Genomic DNA, 17,767 nt, shown 5'->3' with positions numbered 1-17,767 from the left:
GACAGTTCTGCGGGGTGCCGGAGAGGAACCGGAAGGGAGATCACAGAATGCGCGCCCATAAACTGGACGTTGTGACAGAACCGGGGACCCGCGCCGAGCGCAAGGAGCGCACCCGTCAGGCCCTGATCGAGGGCACGCTCGATCTGCTACGCGAGCGATCGTTCGCCAGCGTCAGCCTGCGGGAGGTCGCTCGATCCGCCGGAATAGTCCCCACTGCGTTCTACCGGCACTTCGCCTCCATGGAGGATCTGGGCGTCGCCCTGGTCGAGGACAGCATGCGCATGCTGCGACAGATGCTGCGCGATGCCCGACGCAACCCGAGCGCCAAGACGGCCACCGAATCCTTCGGCATCCTGGTCCGCCAGGTTCGTAGCCACGAGGATCAGTTCCGTTTTCTCAGTCGCGAGCGGTACGGCGGCGTCACCGAGGTCCGGCGTGCCTTCGCCACCGAGCTGCGACTGTTCGTCAGCGAGCTGACCATCGACCTCTCTCGCATGCCCGGCCTCGAGCAGTGGGACGTCGCCGATCTGGAGATGACCGCCGATCTCCTGGTCTCGACGATGCTCACTGCGGTGGTCGGCCTGTTGGAAATCGACAGACCGGGTAGTCAGAACGAGAAGGATCTGATCGAGCGGACCGAGAAGCAGATCCGCATGATCATGCTCGGGATGAGCCGATGGGAACCACGACGGGCTTGACCGTTCGAGAACGAGACGGCCACGAAGGGATGTTCATGACCGAGGTAAGTGTCGGCGAGTACGTGTTCGACGTTGCGATGTCGGGACCGCCGGACGGTGTTCCGGTGGTTGCGCTGCACGGCTTTCCGCAGACCAACGCATCGTGGACCGCGGTGACACCCGGCTTGGTCGGCGCAGGTTGTCGCGTGATCGCGCCGAACCAGCGGGGCTACTCCCCCGGTGCCCGTCCGATCGGCGTCGAGCACTATCGCATCGAACGTCTCACCGGTGACGTCCTCGCCCTGCTCGACGTACTCGATCTCCCGTCGGCGCACCTGGTCGGACACGACTGGGGTGCGGTGGTCGCCTGGCATGTCGCAGCCGAGCATCCGGACCGAGTCCGAAGCCTCACTGCCGCATCGGTCCCGCACTCGGCCGCGTTCAACTGGGCCATCCGCGAGGATCCGGATCAGCAGGAGCGGTCGCAGTACTTCGGCCTGCTTCGAGAACCGGAGAAGGCCGAACGAGTTCTGGTCGAGAACGGTGCACAGCGTCTGCGCGCGATGTTCGGTGCGGACAGCCTCGATGACGAATATGTTCGGCACCTCACCGTCCCCGGGGCGCTGACGGCCGCATCGAGCTGGTACGCCGCGATGACCAAGGAGTTCGCGAACCTTCCTCCGGTGACCGTCCCCACCACCTACGTCTGGAGCAACGGCGACACAGCCATCGGCCGAGCGGGAGCGGAGCGCTGCGGCGAATTCGTCGATGCGCCGTACCGATTCGTCGAACTCGACGGCATCTCGCACTGGATCCCGGAAGAAGCGCCCGAGGAACTGACGGCCGAGATCCTGGCCCGTATCGACTCCGTCTAGACCCGCTCCGGAGCCCGCACCTTCAGCAGCGCCAACAGTCCGGCAGCGAGGACGATGATCAGCCCGGCGATACCGGCGCGGTCGGAGTCGAACATCCACACGAACAGACCGAACAGCGACGGCGCGAGGAACGACGCGGCGCGTCCTGTTGTCGCGAACAGTCCGAAGAACTGACCTTCTCGTCCCGGTGGAGCCAGCCGGGCCAGGAACGTGCGCGCGGACGACTGCGCCGGTCCGACGAACAGGCACAGGATCAGCCCGAAGATCCAGAACATCGTCGGTCCCGAGACGAACAGCAGAATTGTCCCGGCGGCGATCATGCAGGTGAGGGAGAAGACGATGACTTTCTTCGGCCCGATTCTGTCGTCGAACCGTCCGGCGACGATGGCTCCGAGACCCGCGATGACGTTGGCGGCGACGCCGAACAGCAGGACGTCGCCCGCACCGATGCCGTAGACGCTGACGGCGAGCACGGCTCCGAAGGTGAAGACGCCCGCCAGTCCGTCCCGGAACAGTGCACTGGCTATCAAATAGTGGACGGCGCGGCGGTCCGCGCTCCACAGCTCACGGACATCGCGAAACAGCACCCGGTACGAGGCCGCGAATCCGGCTTCGGCGGCCTTGGGATCGGCGACGGCCCGCGGTACCTCGGGAACGGCGAACATCACCGGGATGGCCGAGACGGCGAACCACACGGCGGCGAGCAGAGCGACGAGCCGAATGTTCAGTCCGCCGTCGGTGCTCAGCCCCAGAACACCGCGGGTGTCGCCGTCGCCTGCAATGAAACCGACGTAGCACAGGAGCAGCAGTACGATGCCACCGAAATAGCCCATGGACCAACCGAACCCGGATACGCGGCCGATGTTCGCCGGCGTGGAGACCTGCCGCAGCATCGAGTTGTACGGGATGCTGGCCAGCTCGAACATGATCGATCCGAGACCGAGCAGCAACAGGCCCAGCCACAGATAGTGGTAGTCGTCCTTGACGAAGAACAGGCCGGCCATGGCGACGACCGTCAGTGTGGTCAACACCCCGAGCAGCCACTTGCGCTTGCCGCGCGCGTCGAAGTATTGCCCGCACACGGGCGCGAGGAGTGCGATGACGACGCTGGACACGGCAATCGTCCAACTGAACCAGGTGGTGGCCGAGATCGAACCGGGCAGGTCGTCGCCGACGGCGTCGGTGAGATACACCGAGAACACGAACGTGAGAACAACGGCGTTGAACGCCGCCGAGCCCCAGTCCCAGAACCCCCAGGCGGTGACCTGCTTACGCGTTGTGGCGACTCCGACGACAGCGGCCTCCGGCTGGGTTCCCATGGTTGCCAACACTAGACCGCGGCGTCGTCGGGTTTTACTGCACCTAGTTGCATAGTCACCGTGTTGCATACATACTCTCGGGTGTGGCTTTGGAACACGCGATTCTGGTTTCCCTCACCGAGCTCAGTGGCTCGGGATACGAACTCGCCCGCCGCTTCGACAAGTCCATCGGATTCTTCTGGAGCGCAACGCATCAGCAGATCTACCGGACGTTGACGCGGATGGACGGGGCCGGGTGGATCACCGGTGAGGCAGTCGCGCAGGACGGTCGACCCGACAAGAAGGTCTACTCCGTCAGCGCTGCGGGTCGCGCCGAGCTCGATCGCTGGATCGCCGCGCCGACCGATCCCTCGCAGTTACGCGAGGAGCTCGCCGTCAAGATCCGCGGTGCCGCCCACGGTGACATCGATGCCCTCAAGGTCGAAGTTGCCCGCCATCGCGATGTCCATGCCACCCGCCTCGATGTCTACCGACTGATCGAGAAGCAGGATTTTCCGGCCCCCGCTGCCCTCACCGGCACCGCGTTGCATCAATACCTGGTGCTGCGCGGCGGAATTCGCGTCGAAGAAGGATTCACCGAGTGGTGCACCGAGGTATTGGAGAAGCTGTGAAGACCGAGCAGACCGCTGGCCCGTATCCGATTCTGTTGTCGCCGTTGAATGTCGGCGCAACCACGCTGAAGAACCGCGTGATCATGGGATCGATTCACACCGGCCTCGAAGATCGCGCCCGCGACACCGGACGCCTGGCTGCCTATTTCGCCGAGCGTGCCCGCGGCGGAGTCGCACTCATCATCACCGGGGGCTATGCCCCCAATCGCACCGGTTGGCTGTTGCCGTTCGGAGCCAAGCTGACCAATCGGATCGAAGCCCGTCGGCATCGCCGGATCACCGCGGCCGTCCATCGCGAAGGTGGCAAGATCGCACTGCAGATCCTGCATGCCGGACGCTATTCCTATCAGCCGCTGAGCGTGTCGGCGTCGTCGATCAAGGCTCCCATCAATCCTTTTCGGCCGCGGCGACTGACATCGAGGGGCGTCCGCTGGCAGATCCGCAACTACGTACGCTCCGCCCGGCTCGCCCAGAGCGCCGGCTACGACGGCGTCGAGATCATGGGCGGTGAGGGCTACTTCATCAACCAGTTCCTCTCCGAACGCACCAACAAGCGACGCGACGAGTGGGGCGGTTCGGCGGAGAATCGCCGTCGGATTGCCGTCGAGATCGTGCGGCAGACGAGGGCAGCCGTCGGCCCCGACTTCCTCATCGTGTTCCGGCTGTCGATGGCCGACCTCGTGGAACAGGGCCAGAGCTGGCCTGACATCGTCGCGCTGGCGGAGGACGTCGAGGCTGCGGGCGCGAACATCATCAACACCGATATCGGCTGGCACGAGTCGCGGGTGCCGACCATCGTCACCTCGGTTCCGCGCGCCGCATTCGCGGACATCACCGGCAAACTCGAGAAGCACGTGGCAATCCCCGTCGCCGCGTCCAATCGCATCAACATGCCCGAGATCGCCGAGAACATTCTGGCGCGCGGCGACGCGCAATTGATCGCGATGGCCAGGCCGATGCTGGCCGATCCGTTCTGGGTCGAGAAAGCCGCCACCGACAACGCCGACCAGATCAACACGTGCATCGCGTGCAATCAGGCCTGCCTGGACCACGCCTTCGTCCACAAGAAGGTCTCGTGCCTGGTCAACCCGCGTGCCGGACGCGAGATCGACCTGCAGCTACTGCCGACGAAGAGGACCAAGAAGGTCGCGGTCGTCGGAGCCGGACCCGCAGGACTGGCCGCCGCACTCAATCTCGCGCAGCGCGGACACGCCGTCAGTCTCTTCGAGGCCAGAGCAGAAATCGGCGGGCAGTTCGGAATCGCGCGACTCATTCCCGGCAAGGAGGAGTTCGCCGAAACGATCCGGTACTTCTCCAGCGCACTTCGTAGCGCGGACGTCGCGGTTCACCTCGGCACCCGAGTCACCGCCGCCGAACTCGTCGCAGGAGAGTTCGACGAAGTGGTGCTCGCTACCGGTGTCACCCCGCGGATTCCCCGTATCCCCGGCATCGAGCACCCGTCGGTGCTGTCGTACGCGGAACTGGTGCGCGACGGCAAGCCCGTCGGCGATCGGGTCGCGGTCATCGGAGCCGGCGGTATCGGTATCGACATCTCCGAGTTCCTCACCACCGACGCCTCCCCCACGTTGGATCTGAAGGAATGGAAGCAGGAGTGGGGCGTCACCGAGCCCGAGGCCGCACCGGGGGCGTTGACGACTCCGGTGCCCGTACCGTCTCCGCGTGAGGTGTATCTACTGCAACGCAAACCGGGTCGGATCGGTGCCGGGCTGGCGAAGACGACCGGCTGGGTCCATCGCGCTGCACTGAAAGCCAAAGGCGTGCATCAGCTTTCGGGTGTCAACTACGAGAAGATCGACGACGCGGGGCTGCACATCTCGTTCGGCGACAAGCACGAACGTCCGCGCGTTCTCGAGGTGGACACCGTCGTGATCTGCGCGGGCCAGGAGTCGGTTCGCGACCTGGTCGACGAACTGAAGGCCGCGGGCACCACCACGCACATCATCGGCGGTGCGGACGTCGCCGCGGAGCTGGACGCGAAGAGGGCCATCGAGCAAGGCACCCGGCTCGCGGCCACGATCTGATCTGTCCGCTAGCCTGTCTCACCGTGAGCCTGCCCAAGCCCAGCCCCGATGCCCGCGCCGTCGTCACCGGAGCCTCTTCCGGTATCGGTGAAGCCCTGGCCACCGAACTCGCCGCCCGTGGTCACTCGCTGATCGTGGTGGCCCGACGCGGCGAACTGCTCGAGGCGCTGGCCGCGAAGCTCACGGCCGAGCACGGCGTCACCGTCGAGGTGCGGGCGTCGGATCTGTCGAACCGCGAGCAGCGCCAGGAGCTGGTCACCGAACTGTCCGAGCGTGAGATCTCGATCCTGTGCAACAACGCAGGCATCGCGACGTTCGGACCGGTGGCCGGGCTCGATCCCGCGTACGAGCGCGATCAGGTGGAGCTCAATGCCGTTGCTGTACACGACCTCACGCTCGCGGTCATGCCCGGCATGATCGGTCGCGGAGCAGGCGGCATCCTCATCACCGGATCTGCGGCAGGCAACATGGCCATCCCCAACAATGCGACGTACGCGGCAACCAAGGCCTTCGTCAACACGTTCTCGGAGTCACTGCGCGGTGAGCTCGCGGGCACCGGCGTCAACGTCACACTGCTCGCTCCGGGCCCGGTTCGCACCGAGACACCGGACCCGGCCGATGCGTCGATCGTGGACAAGATGGTTCCCGACTTCCTGTGGATCGACAGCGCCTACACCGCGAAGCTGTCGCTGGACGGCCTGGCGAAGAACAAGATGCGCGTCGTGCCCGGCCTGCTGAGCAAGGGCATGTCGGTAGCCGGGCAGTACAGCCCACGCAGCATCTCCGCACCGATCATCGGCAGCTTCTACAAGAAGCTCGGCAACTGATACCCGAATCCTGGTCGTTCCGCGGGCTCCACTCCCGACTGAGCAAGCTCAGCGCCGCCGGCGGCGTCCGGTTCCGAAGATGCTGCGCGAGATCTCGCGGCCGGCCGCCGAGGCAGCCGATCGTAGGAAGCTCTTGACCGCTGGGTTGCCCATGATGCGCTCCGCGGCCGACGGCCCGTCCGGCTCGCTCGGAGGCAGATCGGGCAGATCCGCAGGCAGGGGCGGGATGTCGAACTTCTCGGCCGGAGCTGGCACATTCGCCACCCGCGCGTTCATGCGCTCGTAGGCGGACTCGCGGTCGATGGTCTCCCGGTACTTCGCGGACAACGTGCTCGACGACGCGGCCGCCGCGATGGCGTCGTTGCCGATGGTGTCCATCAGGGAGCGCGGCGGGCGGATCTTCGTCCACGCCACCGGTGTCGGGGCACCCTTCTCCGAGAGCACCGTCACGATGGCTTCGCCGGTCCCCAACGACGTCAGGGCTTTTTCGAGGTCGTACGCATCGGTCTTGGGGTACGTGCGCACCGTCTTGTTCAACGCCTTCTGATCATCGGGCGTGAAGGCGCGCAGGGCATGCTGAATCCGCGCCCCCAACTGTGAGAGAACATCGTTGGGGACGTCCGTAGGCAGCTGCGTGCAGAAGAAGACACCGACGCCCTTGGATCGGATGAGCTTGACGGTCTGCTCCACCTGCTGCAGGAACGCCTTGGACGCATCGGCGAACAGCAGGTGTGCCTCGTCGAAGATGAAGACCAGTTTGGGCTTGTCGATATCGCCCACCTCGGGAAGCGTCTGGAACAGGTCGGCGAGCACCCACATCAGGAAGGTGGAGAACATCACCGGACGTGACGCCTGCGCCCCGAGCTCGAACAGAGTGATGACCCCTCTGCCGTCCGGTCCGACGCGCAGCAGATCCTCGGTCTCGAGTTCCGGCTCACCGAAGAAGGTGTCTCCTCCGTCTGCTTCGAGGTTGACCAGCGCGCGCAGAATGACGCCTGCGGTGGCCGAGGAGACCCCGCCGATGCCTTTCAGGTCGGCTTTGCCCTCGTCACTGGTCAGGTGCATGATCACCGATCGCAGGTCTTTGAGGTCGAGCAGGGCGAGACCCTGGGAATCAGCCCAGTGAAAGATCAGACCGAGGGTGGATTCCTGAGTGTTGTTCAGCCCCAACACTTTACTCAGCAAAATCGGACCGAACGCCGTGATGGTGGCGCGGACCGGCACTCCGATTCCCTCGGTGCCGAGAGAAAGAAACTCCACCGGGTGTCCGGCCGGAGCCCAGTCCGTCAGACCGGTGTCCGCAGCGCGGCTGCGAATCTTCTCGTTGTCCTCCCCCGGCGCGGACAGGCCCGACAGATCGCCTTTGACATCGGCCATGACGACGGGAACCCCTGCCGCAGAAAGCTGTTCGGCAATGCCCTGCAGGGTCTTGGTCTTACCGGTTCCGGTGGCCCCGGCAACGAGACCGTGCCTGTTCAACGTCGCCAACGGAATTCGGATGCGAGCAGCCGGATCGGTGACGCCGTCGAGAACTACGGTTCCCAGCTCCAAAGCTGCACCCGCAGAGGCATATCCGGCAGAGATCTCGGCAGCCTTACCGTTCGCAGTCGGTGTCGACCCTTGTTCCGCGGCAAGCGCCTCGGCTTCGGCCGCGTCCGCTGCAGCCAGAGCTTCGGCAGCCACCCGTGCGGCTTCGACGGCCGCCGCCTTGGCCGCCTTCGCCCTCTCGGCAGGACTGAGCGTGGGTGCCGGCTGCGTCGGGTCGAGTGTCATGTCCGCGTCCTCCATGAACGTGTGCTGGTGCTGAACTGGTTTCGATCGCCACCGCAAACCCTAGTGGCATCGCAGCTCGCACTAGGGTGGAGCGCGTGCAGGACAAACTTGTGTGGATCGATTGTGAAATGACCGGCTTGGACCTGAGCAAGGACAAGCTGATCGAAATTGCGGCGCTGGTGACCGACAGTGAGCTGAACATCCTCGGAGAGGGTGTCGACATCGTCATCCACGCCGATGACGACGCGTTGGCGAACATGCCTGCCGTCGTCACCGACATGCACGCCAAGTCGGGCTTGACCGACGAAGTGCGCGCATCGACGGTGACGCTGGAGGAAGCCGAGCAGCGCGTACTGGCGTACATCAAGGAGCATGTCCCGGTGGCCGGAACTGTTCCGCTCGCGGGAAACTCCATCGGGACCGATCGCGGATTCATCTCTCGCGACATGACCGCGCTCGACACCTACCTCCACTACCGAATGATCGACGTCAGCTCGATCAAGGAACTTTCCCGACGGTGGTACCCACGGATCTACTACGGGCAGCCGGCCAAGGGCCTTGCGCACCGCGCCCTGGCGGATATCAAGGAGTCGATCAAAGAGTTGCAGTACTACCGCCGGACGGCCTTCGTGGCTCCGCCGGGGCCCTCTACCAGCGACATCGCGGCAGTTGTTGCCGAACTCGACACGCAATCGGGGGCGGATTAGCAACCTCGGATTCAACCCGCTAGTATTGTCGACGCTGCTGATGCAGAGCCCAAAAAGGTTCTGCGGACGCGTGCAATGGTGGGCGTAGTTCAGCTGGTAGAGCACCAGGTTGTGATCCTGGATGTCGCGGGTTCGAGTCCCGTCGCTCACCCCATACGAAGAAGGCCGGTCTCCTCGCGAGACCGGCCTTTTTTGTGCGTCCATCTCCCGGTCCGTGAGCCTTCCCGGTTCCGACGCGACCACCCTGACCTCGAATTACGTTGTTGTAATTCAACATTCAGGTTTCCTGTGGGGTTAATGTGACGTACGGTTACCAATGGCACTTTTGGGGAAGAAAAGTACCAATGTGATTCATGTGTTTTCTGTTACGTGAATTCAGCGTGCCCCGAAGCGTCACCGAACATGTTCTTACGTCCTGCTCGCACCCATCCGACGGTGCGCGGAGGACGCAGACGAGGAGGCTTTTCGTGGGTCGCAGAATGCACAGAGTCATAGCGGGTTCGATCTTGTCGGCAGCACTGTGCATCGGCACAACCGGCTTGCTCAGCCCAGCGGTGGCCACCGCTCAACCCACGATCGAACTCCCCCAGATTCCGATACCGCAGCCCGACGCGCAGCAACGGGCCGCGATTCTCGCTGCTGTCCTGGACGCCACCGGCGTCCTCATCAACCAGGTGGCAGCCATCGTTCTCGACAGCGACGTACTCACCGCACCGGACTCACCGGACGCCCCGAGCACAGTGGACGTACCCGAGATCGAACTCCCGACCGCGGCCCCGACGGTAGGGCTCGGCGGGGCAGTGCTCCCCATCGACGCAGGCAAGTACCGCATCAGTTCGGGCTACGGCGGACGCAACAACCCGACCGGCAACGGAGCGCAGTACCACCAGGGCGTGGACTTCGCGGCGGACAGCGGAACCCCCATCCACGCGGTGACCGGCGGAACCGTCGTTCAGGCCGGAGACGCAGGCGACGGCTACGGCAAGCTCGTCCGGGTCAAGAGTGGCAACACCGAGACGTACTACGGTCACCAGTCCAGCATCGCCGTCGCGGTCGGCGACGAAGTGGCACCGGGCGACGTTCTCGGCGCAGTCGGCAGCACCGGAAATTCGACCGGACCGCATCTGCACTTCGAGGTCCGCAACAACGGTTCGAGCATCGAACCGGTGGCGTACCTGAAGACCCTGGGCATCGATCCCTCGCTGTACCAGACTCGCGACCGAAGCTGATCGGCCGAATCGGGTCCGATCAGACCGTGGTGGCGTTCCCGGCTTTCCACTCGTCCCACGGGACGTTCCAGTCACCGAGGCCGTCGGTACCCGACAGCGTTCCACCGACGGTGTTCTTCACGACGACGATGTCGCCGCGCTTGGTGTTGTCGTAGACCCACTTCGCGTTGGTGGGACTCAGGTTCAGGCACCCGTGCGAGGCATTGGAATAGCCCTGCTGTCCCACCGACCACGGTGCGGAGTGGAAGAAGATGCCGCTGTAGGACATCCGCGTGGCCCAGTCGACCGGAGTGCGGTATCCGCTGGACGAATTCACCGGAACACCGTAGGTCGACGAATCCATCACGAGATGCTCGAAGCGGTCGCCGATGATGTAGACGCCGTTGTCGGTGGGAGTGCTGTCCTTGCCCATCGACGTCGGCATGGTGATGACGTCCTGGCCGTTGACGTTGAACGTCACCTGCTTGGTGTTGTCGTCGGCGGTGGCGATGACGGCGTCACCGATCGTGAACGATGTCGTGGCGTTCTCCTGGCCGAAGATGTCGTCCCCGAGATCGCGCCCGTACACGTCGACCGCCACGTCGACCTTGGTGCCCGGTGCCCAGTAGTTCTGCGGACGCCAGCGAACTTCCTTGTTGTTGACCCAGTAGAACGCGCCCTCGACGGCAGGCGTCGTGGTGACGGTGATGGCGTTCTGCGCGGCGACCTTGTCGGTGATCGGTTCGTCGAACTGAACCGCGACCGGCTGACCGATTCCGACGACGTCGCCGGGGTTCGGCAGAACGTAGGGCTTGGTGAAGTTGCCGGGTTGGCTGGTGGTGAAGCTCGATACCGTGCTCGACGCTCCCCCGAGTCCGTACGCATCGGCCTGGACGCGGTATTCGCGGTCGTAGCCGAGCGGTTCGGTGTTGGTCCACGACAATCCGTCGGGCGAAATCGCTCCGGAGACGGGCTTGCCCTCCGGGTTGAGCATCGTCACCGAGGACAACTTGCCGTCGGCAACCGAGACGGTCACCGGGTCCGCCGGCGAGAATCCGACGGCTCCGTCGAGGACGCTCGACGTCAGCTTCGGCTTCATCAGCTCGGTCATCGGGTTGGAGTCGATCGGAACCGACGGCTCGGAGATGTCCGACGCAGAACTACATCCCGACAGGACTGCCACCGAAGCAACCACTCCCACCGCGGCGAGTACGAATCCGCGATACACCCTCATGAACCACACCACTTCCCACTTCGAGCCCGACCCGGACGATTGTGCCAGCGGAAAATCGGACACTCCACTCGACAGCCCGTTCGATGAGTAACGTTCGAGTACCAATCGCGTACCGGGAAGTTCGTGTTACCTCCCATCCGCCTCTCATCAGCTCCCGAGCGGACATCACCGCCCCTGGCGGGGCACGGTGAGGACAACGTCATATCCGGCTAACTGACGTGTAATGACGGCGCACCCTGGGCCGGGCACTGTGGAATCCATGGTCACCACGGTGAAGACACTCTGCGCGTACTGCGGCGTGGGATGCGGCATGGTGCTCGAGATCGGCGGCCCGACCACATCCTCCGATGCCACCCCGACCAGGCCTGTCGTCACCAAGTCCGTCGGCGACAAGTCCCACCCGGCCAACTTCGGCCGCCTGTGCACCAAGGGAACCACCACCGCGGACATGCTCGCCGGGCCCGGGCGGCTCGAGAAGGCCCAGATCAGGCAGCGCCGCGGCGAGCGCCCGGAGAGCACGGACACGTCGGTGGCGATCAACGACACCGCCCGGCGGCTGCGAACCATCATCGACGAACACGGCCCCGATGCGCTCGCGCTGTACGTGTCGGGGCAGATGTCGATCGAAGCCCAGTACCTGTCGAACAAACTCGCCAAGGGATTCATCGGCACCAACCAGATCGAATCCAATTCCCGACTCTGCATGGCGAGCGCAGGAACCGGGTACAAGCAGTCGCTGGGAGCCGACGGTCCGCCCGGGTCGTACCAGGACTTCGACCACGCAGACGTCTTCTTCGTCATCGGCTCCAACATGGCCGACTGTCACCCCATTCTGTTCCTGCGGATGATGGACCGCGTCAAGGCAGGGGCGAAGCTGATCGTCGTCGACCCCCGTCGCACCGCCACCGCAGACAAGGCCCACCTGCATCTGCAACTCGAGCCGGGTTCGGACCTGGCGCTGCTCAACGGACTGCTCGCGCTCATCGCGGAGAACGGCGACATCGACCCCGAGTTCATCGCGGATTTCACCGACGGGTGGGACGCCATGCCGGACTTCCTCGACGACTACACCCCGGAGAAGGTCTGCGCCGCAACCGGTCTCGATGAGCAAGACCTGCGAGCCGCGGCCGCGATGATCGGCGGTGCACAGAACTGGATGAGCTGCTGGACGATGGGCCTGAACCAGTCGACGCACGGAACCTGGAACACCAACGCGCTGTGCAACCTCCATCTGGCGACCGGTGCCATCTGCAAGACCGGCAGCGGCCCGTTCTCCCTGACCGGGCAACCGAACGCCATGGGCGGACGGGAAATGGGATACATGGGCCCCGGGCTGCCGGGACAGCGAGCGGTGTTCGACGACGCCGACCGCGAATTCGTCGAGGACCGATGGGGAATTCCGCACGGAACGTTGCGGACCGATGTCGGCGGCGGAACCATCGAGATGTTCTCCAAGCTCGCTGCCGGTGAGATCAAGGCCTGCTGGATCATCTGCACCAATCCGGTTGCCTCGGTGGCCAACCGAACGACGGTGATCGACGGTCTCGAGCGCGCCGAATTGGTCATCACTCAGGATGCGTTCGCCGATACCGAAACCAACGACTACGCCGATGTGATGCTGCCCGCCGCGTTGTGGACGGAAGCGCACGGAGTGATGGTCAATTCCGAACGCAACCTCACGCTGTTCCAACCGGCGGTCGAGGCACCGGGCGGTGCATTGCCGGACTGGAAGATCATCGCCGACATGGCGTGCGCGCTCGGGTATGCCGATGCCTTCACCTATGCGAGTGCCGAGGAGGTGTTCGAGGAGATCAAGCAGTTCTGGAATCCGAACACTGGCTACGACATTCGCGGAGTCACCTACGAACGCCTGCGTGAGAGTCCCATCCAGTGGCCGTGTCCGCCCGACGCGACAACCACTCGGCACCCGATCCGCTACCTCAACGACGGGGTCAGCCAACGGCAACGGGTGTCCGATGACGGTTCGATCCCCGCACTGTCCTTCCCCACCCCGAGCGGTCGGGCCCAGTTCTTCGCCCGGCCCAGCATGCTGCCGGCGGAGATGCCCGACGACGACTACCCGTTTCTACTCAACACCGGACGCCTGCCACACCAGTGGCACACCATGACCAAGACCGGCAAGGTCGCCAAGCTGAACAAACTAGATTCCGGCCCGTTCGTCGAGGTCCACCCACTCGACGCCGAGCGGCTCGGTGTGATCGACGGCGACAGCATCGAGGTCGCGTCCCGCCGAGGCCGAGCCGTCCTGCCAGCCGTCCTCACCGATCGAGTGCTCCCGGGCGGTTGCTTCGCGCCCTTCCACTGGAACGACGAATTCGGTGAGTATCTCGCCATCAATGCCGTCACCAACGACGCCATCGATCCGTATTCTCGACAACCCGAATTCAAGGCGTGTGCAGTCACACTCACCAGAGTTGCTGCAGCCCAATCATCCTCACCCGTCGGCGACGAACGTTCCCACGATCCGGTCGAGGCGCTCGCCACGATCGTCGGTCGCCCAGCACGTCCGTCGGAACCGCTGACCACCGTCGAACAGCGTTACATCGCAGGATTTCTCGAAGGTCTGGGCAGTGAGGCCGGACGCAGCGCAGCCGGAACGCCCACCCTGCCGTCGCGGACTCCCCTGTCCCCCGAAACCCACGCATGGCTCGACGGCGTTCTCGCCGGACTGTTCTCGCGCAGACCGGACACCGACGGCGCTGCTCCCGGCGCATCGGCCGATACCGCCGATGCGGGGCGACGCCCGGTGCTGCTGCTCTGGGCCTCGCAGACCGGCACCGCCGAGGAGTACGCCCAGTCCTGCCTTTCCCACCTACGGGGAGCCGGTCTGACGATCGCCGAACACTCGATGGACGGTTTCACCGTCGATCGTCTGCCCGCCGAGGCAGACGTGCTGATCGTGAGCAGTACCACCGGTGACGGCGAAGCGCCCGACAACGGTGAGACGTTCTGGGACAGCCTCGTCGCCGAGTCCGCGGCGACGCTTCCGGAAATCCGTTATGCCGTACTCGCTTTCGGTGACTCGAGCTACGCGGACTTCTGCGGCCACGGCCGCAGGATCGACGAGCGCCTCGCCGAGTTGGGTGCGCAACGGCTGCTCGAGCGGGTCGACTGCGAGCCCGATTACGAGAGCGAGGCCGCGGCGTGGCTCGATGCGGTGGTCGATCGGCTCCGGCACGATGCCGATTCCACCACCACCACCACCACCACCGACGACGCACGGGTGGAGTCGGCCGCGCGCACCGTCCCGCAGACCCGAGCGGAGCCGGAGCGGTACAGCAAGAAGTCACCGCTGGTGACGACTCTCGTACGCAATCGAGTACTGACCGCACGCGGATCCGTCAAGGATGTACGCCAGTTCGGATTCCATCTGCCCGACGGGACCCTCGAGTACGAGGTCGGCGACGCGCTCGGAGTATGGCCGCGCAACAGCGACGCCTACGTCGACGAGTGGCTCGAGGCCACCGGCCTGGACCGTGACACCGCTGTCGACCTCGCTGGATACGGCCCGATGTCGCTGCGCACGGCGCTGAGCAGCCATCTCGAAATCGCTCGTGCAACAACGGATCTACTGAAGTTCGTCCACCGACGAACTGCGGACGACGACCTGGAGGCGATGCTGCATCCCGACAACAAGCATGCGCTGTCCGACTGGATGTGGGGTCGCCAGTCGATCGATGTGCTTGCTGCACATCCGGTTCGGGCCTCGGTGGACGACTGGTTGGGAGTCCTCAAACCCTTGCAACCACGGCTGTACTCGATTTCGTCGAGTCCGAAGGAAAACCCCAACGAGGTACAGGTGACTGTCTCGGCGGTGCGGTACAACGTGCACGGAGTTCCCCGGCGCGGGGTGTGCTCGACCTACCTGGCCGACCATGCGTCGAACCACGACGTGGGGATATTCGTGCAGAAGACCTCGCACTTCAAACCGCCGGACGATCCCACCACCCCGATGATCATGGTGGGCCCGGGTACCGGCGTCGCCCCGTTCCGCGCATTCCTGCACGAGCGTCGCGCACTCGGGCACACCGGCCACAATTGGCTGTTCTTCGGTGAACAGCACGCCGACACGGACTTCTACTATCGCGAGGAACTGACGGCGATGCTCGGCGACGGTTCGTTGAACCGGTTGGACGTCGCATTTTCGCGCGATCAGAAGGACAAGGTCTACGTCCAGGATCGAATGCGTGAGCACGGGGCAGAGCTGTGGAACTGGATTCACCGCGGTGCGCACTTCTACGTGTGCGGCGATGCGTCCAGAATGGCCAAGGACGTCGACGCCGCACTGAAGGGCGTGGTGGCACAACACGGCAAGCTCGCGCCGAGCAGTGCCGAGGCCTATGTCAAAGCCCTTGCCGCAGAGAAGCGATACGTACGCGACGTCTACTGAGTCGGTGGAACCGTGCGGGTCAGGAACTCGATCTGGTCCCCCACGACCCGCTCGAACGCCTCGCCCAGGTAGATCTCGAAATGGCCGGCGTCGTATGTCTTGATCTCTCCGTGCGGTGCCGTCCGCGCGTAGCGCAGAGTGGCCTTCGCCGGCGCAACCGAATCCGTCTCGCAGACGACGAACAGGATGGGACAGCGAACGTCCTTTGCCCGACGCCCGGGCCGGTGCCGCACGATCTGCAGCGCGACTCTTGCTGCGACTCGGTTGTGGAACGTTTCGTCGGCGTCCGGCGCGAGTGCGAGGTACCCGTCGTAGCTGTCGGGCGAGGTCATCAGTGCGGTCGTCCCCGGTCGTCCGGCCGTGTTCACCATCAACGGCGGTCGCCCGATCACCGATCCCGCCAGATCGCCGAGAGCCCGGCCGGACAGTTTCGTCGACGTCCAGGTGTTCGACGCGAGTCCGGAGGCAATCCCGTCGGTGAACGGGCACTGCGAGATCACTGCCGCGACCTTCCGGTCTCGGGCGGCGGCGACGATGACGTGACCACCACCGAACGACGAGCCCCACAACACGATTCGCGCGGTGTCCACATCCGAACGGGAACGCGCGTGGTCGATGGCCGATGCCCAGTCCTGCAGCTGTGATTCGATGTCGAGCAGCTGCCGTGGCTCGCCTCCGCTGGCCCCGAAGTAGCGATAGTCGAACACCAGGCAGGCGTACCCCGCGGCGCGGAAACGCTCCGCGTAGGCGTCGAGCCGCATTTCCCGAGTTCCGCCGAGGCCATGCGCCATGACCATCACCGGAGCGGGGCCGGTGCCGGTCGGAAGATAGAGCCACGCCGCGCAGACGTCTCCGTGAGAATCGAACGTGACATCGATGCGATCTGGGATCGAGCCCCCCGGCTGCGAATTCATGCGCAGACAGTAGCCCATTGCGGTCGACGGTGGAACAGGTCGACTACCGACCGGAATGCTCCGCGGCGTAGGCGTCGACGCGTCCGTAGGCGATCTTGGGCGTCCAGTCTCTGTGCACCAGACCGAAGTTCTGTTCGGTGTCGGCGGTGTTGGAACCAGCGTCGCGCAGGCTGTAGACGTAGGCCGGACCGAGCCAGTCGTTGCCGAGGACGGCATCGAGGACGATTCCTATGCTGTCCGATTGCGTCTGCTCGCTGACACTGTTGGGGGCCGTCCCGGTGGGAGCTCCGAACTCCGTGATCCAGATCTGCTTCGCACTGTCGCCACCGGCGACCATGGTGTCTCGCATCGGCCACATCTTCATGGCGGTGTTCCACGACGCCGTGTCCGGGTCGTTGGGTAGATACGGCCACGTGTACGGGTGAACGTTGAAGGCGTCGAAATACTTGTTGGATCCTTGCGCGTACATCTTCGACAGGAACGTCGTACCCGCGATGTTGCCGTCCTTGTCCTCGGAGGGTGCCATCCCGCCTGCAAGCACGGTGGAATCGGGTTGCACTTGCTTGATCACCGTGTAGGTCGCGCGCAGCAGCGCCGAGTACGCCGTTACGTCGGGAGCGGGCTTGAAGAACGTCACGATGTTCGGCTCGTTCCACACTTCCCAGATGTTGATTCGGCTCTGGTATCGCTGAACCACGGTCTTGGCGAACGCCGCGAAGGTGGCGGGGTTCGCAGGACGGGAGTGCGAATCGTTGACGGCAGCAGCCACGCGTGCCCACCTCGGGGTGTACGCGACAATGCCGTGCACGCACATCCCGTGGGCCACAACGGCATCGATCACCCGATCCGTTCGGCTCCAATCGAACTTGCCCCGGGTCGGCTCGATTGCAGACCAATCGATGTCGAGACGAACCGCGAACGTCCCCGCGTCACGGGCGAGTGTGAGTTCCCGATCGAGATCCGCTGCGGACAGAGCACCTATCGTCGCTCCGGGTGATATTCCGATCCGCACCGCGTCCGATTGCCGAGCACACGAAGGACTACCGCCCGGCGTCTGCTGCTCCCGCAGGACCGATGCAGCAGCGGGCACCGCCCCGGCCGAGAGCGACAACAACACGACCGTCAGTGCCGCAATAGCTCGCCGCGGTGAACTCCGTTTCATCGGCAGA

13 protein-coding genes and 1 tRNA gene are annotated in these 17,767 nt (G+C 64.6%); 9 read left to right on the top strand and 5 right to left on the bottom strand.

The features are described 5' to 3' along the window. Positions 1 to 47: 47 nt before the first annotated feature. A complete protein-coding gene (locus CH295_RS19040) occupies positions 48 to 698 on the top strand; it encodes a TetR family transcriptional regulator (RefSeq protein ID WP_230592413.1) in 651 nt (216 codons plus the stop codon). Positions 699 to 727: 29 nt separating this feature from the next. Continuing rightward, positions 728 to 1,552 (top strand): alpha/beta fold hydrolase, encoded by an 825-nt coding sequence (locus CH295_RS19035; protein ID WP_037193197.1) that lies wholly within the window; start codon positions 728 to 730, stop codon positions 1,550 to 1,552. On the opposite strand, the gene CH295_RS19030 is transcribed toward CH295_RS19035, so the two are convergent. Beyond that, the gene (locus CH295_RS19030) at positions 1,549 to 2,871 is read right to left on the bottom strand and encodes an MFS transporter (RefSeq protein WP_094741649.1); all 1,323 of its coding nucleotides are present in this window, start codon (positions 2,869 to 2,871) and stop codon (positions 1,549 to 1,551) included. The genes CH295_RS19035 and CH295_RS19030 overlap by 4 nt on opposite strands. 83 nt (positions 2,872 to 2,954) lie before the next feature. Here CH295_RS19030 and CH295_RS19025 point away from each other — a divergent pair, with 83 nt between their 5' ends. Genes CH295_RS19025 through cmrA form a run of 3 tightly spaced genes read left to right on the top strand, consistent with a single transcriptional unit; the run spans position 2,955 to position 6,351 of the window. Continuing rightward, a complete protein-coding gene (locus CH295_RS19025) occupies positions 2,955 to 3,482 on the top strand; it encodes a PadR family transcriptional regulator (protein ID WP_094741648.1) in 528 nt (175 codons plus the stop codon). Next, the gene (locus tag CH295_RS19020) at positions 3,479 to 5,524 is read left to right on the top strand and encodes an NADPH-dependent 2,4-dienoyl-CoA reductase (RefSeq protein WP_094741647.1); all 2,046 of its coding nucleotides are present in this window, start codon (positions 3,479 to 3,481) and stop codon (positions 5,522 to 5,524) included. The genes CH295_RS19025 and CH295_RS19020 overlap by 4 nt, the downstream gene beginning before the upstream one ends. Positions 5,525 to 5,547: 23 nt before the next feature. Continuing rightward, entirely contained in the window at positions 5,548 to 6,351 is an 804-nt protein-coding gene (gene cmrA, locus CH295_RS19015; protein WP_094741646.1) for a mycolate reductase, read from the top strand. 48 nt (positions 6,352 to 6,399) lie between these two features. Here cmrA and CH295_RS19010 read toward each other — a convergent pair whose 3' ends face one another. Further along, the gene (locus tag CH295_RS19010; RefSeq protein ID WP_094741832.1) at positions 6,400 to 8,124 is read right to left on the bottom strand and encodes a helicase HerA-like domain-containing protein; all 1,725 of its coding nucleotides are present in this window, start codon (positions 8,122 to 8,124) and stop codon (positions 6,400 to 6,402) included. A gap of 95 nt (positions 8,125 to 8,219) precedes the next feature. On the opposite strand from CH295_RS19010, the gene orn reads away from it, so the two are divergent. From orn to CH295_RS18995, 3 genes are all read left to right on the top strand, one after another. After that, the gene (gene orn / locus CH295_RS19005) at positions 8,220 to 8,831 is read left to right on the top strand and encodes an oligoribonuclease (RefSeq protein ID WP_094635673.1); all 612 of its coding nucleotides are present in this window, start codon (positions 8,220 to 8,222) and stop codon (positions 8,829 to 8,831) included. Positions 8,832 to 8,909: 78 nt separating this feature from the next. Further along, positions 8,910 to 8,985: transfer RNA gene (locus CH295_RS19000), tRNA-His, on the top strand. A 325-nt stretch (positions 8,986 to 9,310) separates the two neighbouring features. Then, a complete protein-coding gene (locus CH295_RS18995; protein WP_230596352.1) occupies positions 9,311 to 10,060 on the top strand; it encodes a M23 family metallopeptidase in 750 nt (249 codons plus the stop codon). 19 nt (positions 10,061 to 10,079) lie between these two features. Here CH295_RS18995 and CH295_RS18990 read toward each other — a convergent pair whose 3' ends face one another. Beyond that, positions 10,080 to 11,273 carry a L,D-transpeptidase gene (locus CH295_RS18990; RefSeq protein ID WP_037193631.1) on the bottom strand — a complete coding sequence of 398 codons (1,194 nt, stop codon included), beginning with the start codon at positions 11,271 to 11,273 and terminating at the stop codon, positions 10,080 to 10,082. A gap of 259 nt (positions 11,274 to 11,532) precedes the next feature. Here CH295_RS18990 and CH295_RS18985 point away from each other — a divergent pair, with 259 nt between their 5' ends. Continuing rightward, entirely contained in the window at positions 11,533 to 15,684 is a 4,152-nt protein-coding gene (locus CH295_RS18985; RefSeq protein WP_094741831.1) for a bifunctional nitrate reductase/sulfite reductase flavoprotein subunit alpha, read from the top strand. Here the strand turns inward: CH295_RS18985 and CH295_RS18980 are convergent. Further along, entirely contained in the window at positions 15,678 to 16,598 is a 921-nt protein-coding gene (locus tag CH295_RS18980) for an alpha/beta hydrolase (RefSeq protein WP_094741830.1), read from the bottom strand. The genes CH295_RS18985 and CH295_RS18980 overlap by 7 nt on opposite strands. A gap of 43 nt (positions 16,599 to 16,641) precedes the next feature. Then, complete coding sequence (locus tag CH295_RS18975; protein WP_094741645.1) at positions 16,642 to 17,760, bottom strand: endo-1,4-beta-xylanase; 1,119 nt, start codon at positions 17,758 to 17,760, stop codon at positions 16,642 to 16,644. Positions 17,761 to 17,767 lie beyond the last annotated feature (7 nt).

Origin of the sequence: Rhodococcus sp. 14-2483-1-2 (assembly GCF_002259405.1) — a bacterium.
GTDB lineage: Bacteria > Actinomycetota > Actinomycetes > Mycobacteriales > Mycobacteriaceae > Rhodococcoides.
The sequence above is the reverse complement of the archived record's forward strand: the minus strand, read 5'-3'. Positions and strand labels throughout refer to the sequence as shown.

Excerpts from the sequence above, each read along its gene's own strand:
- CH295_RS19040 (WP_230592413.1), top strand. The coding sequence starts at position 48 with ATGCGCGCCCATAAACTGGACGTTGTGACAGAACCGGGGACCCGCGCC.
- CH295_RS19035 (WP_037193197.1), top strand. The coding sequence starts at position 728 with ATGTTCATGACCGAGGTAAGTGTCGGCGAGTACGTGTTCGACGTTGCG.
- CH295_RS19030 (WP_094741649.1), bottom strand. The coding sequence starts at position 2,871 with ATGGGAACCCAGCCGGAGGCCGCTGTCGTCGGAGTCGCCACAACGCGT.
- CH295_RS19010 (WP_094741832.1), bottom strand. The coding sequence starts at position 8,124 with ATGACACTCGACCCGACGCAGCCGGCACCCACGCTCAGTCCTGCCGAG.
- CH295_RS18995 (WP_230596352.1), top strand. The coding sequence starts at position 9,311 with ATGCACAGAGTCATAGCGGGTTCGATCTTGTCGGCAGCACTGTGCATC.
- CH295_RS18990 (WP_037193631.1), bottom strand. The coding sequence starts at position 11,273 with ATGAGGGTGTATCGCGGATTCGTACTCGCCGCGGTGGGAGTGGTTGCT.
- CH295_RS18985 (WP_094741831.1), top strand. The coding sequence starts at position 11,533 with ATGGTCACCACGGTGAAGACACTCTGCGCGTACTGCGGCGTGGGATGC.
- CH295_RS18980 (WP_094741830.1), bottom strand. The coding sequence starts at position 16,598 with ATGAATTCGCAGCCGGGGGGCTCGATCCCAGATCGCATCGATGTCACG.
- CH295_RS18975 (WP_094741645.1), bottom strand. The coding sequence starts at position 17,760 with ATGAAACGGAGTTCACCGCGGCGAGCTATTGCGGCACTGACGGTCGTG.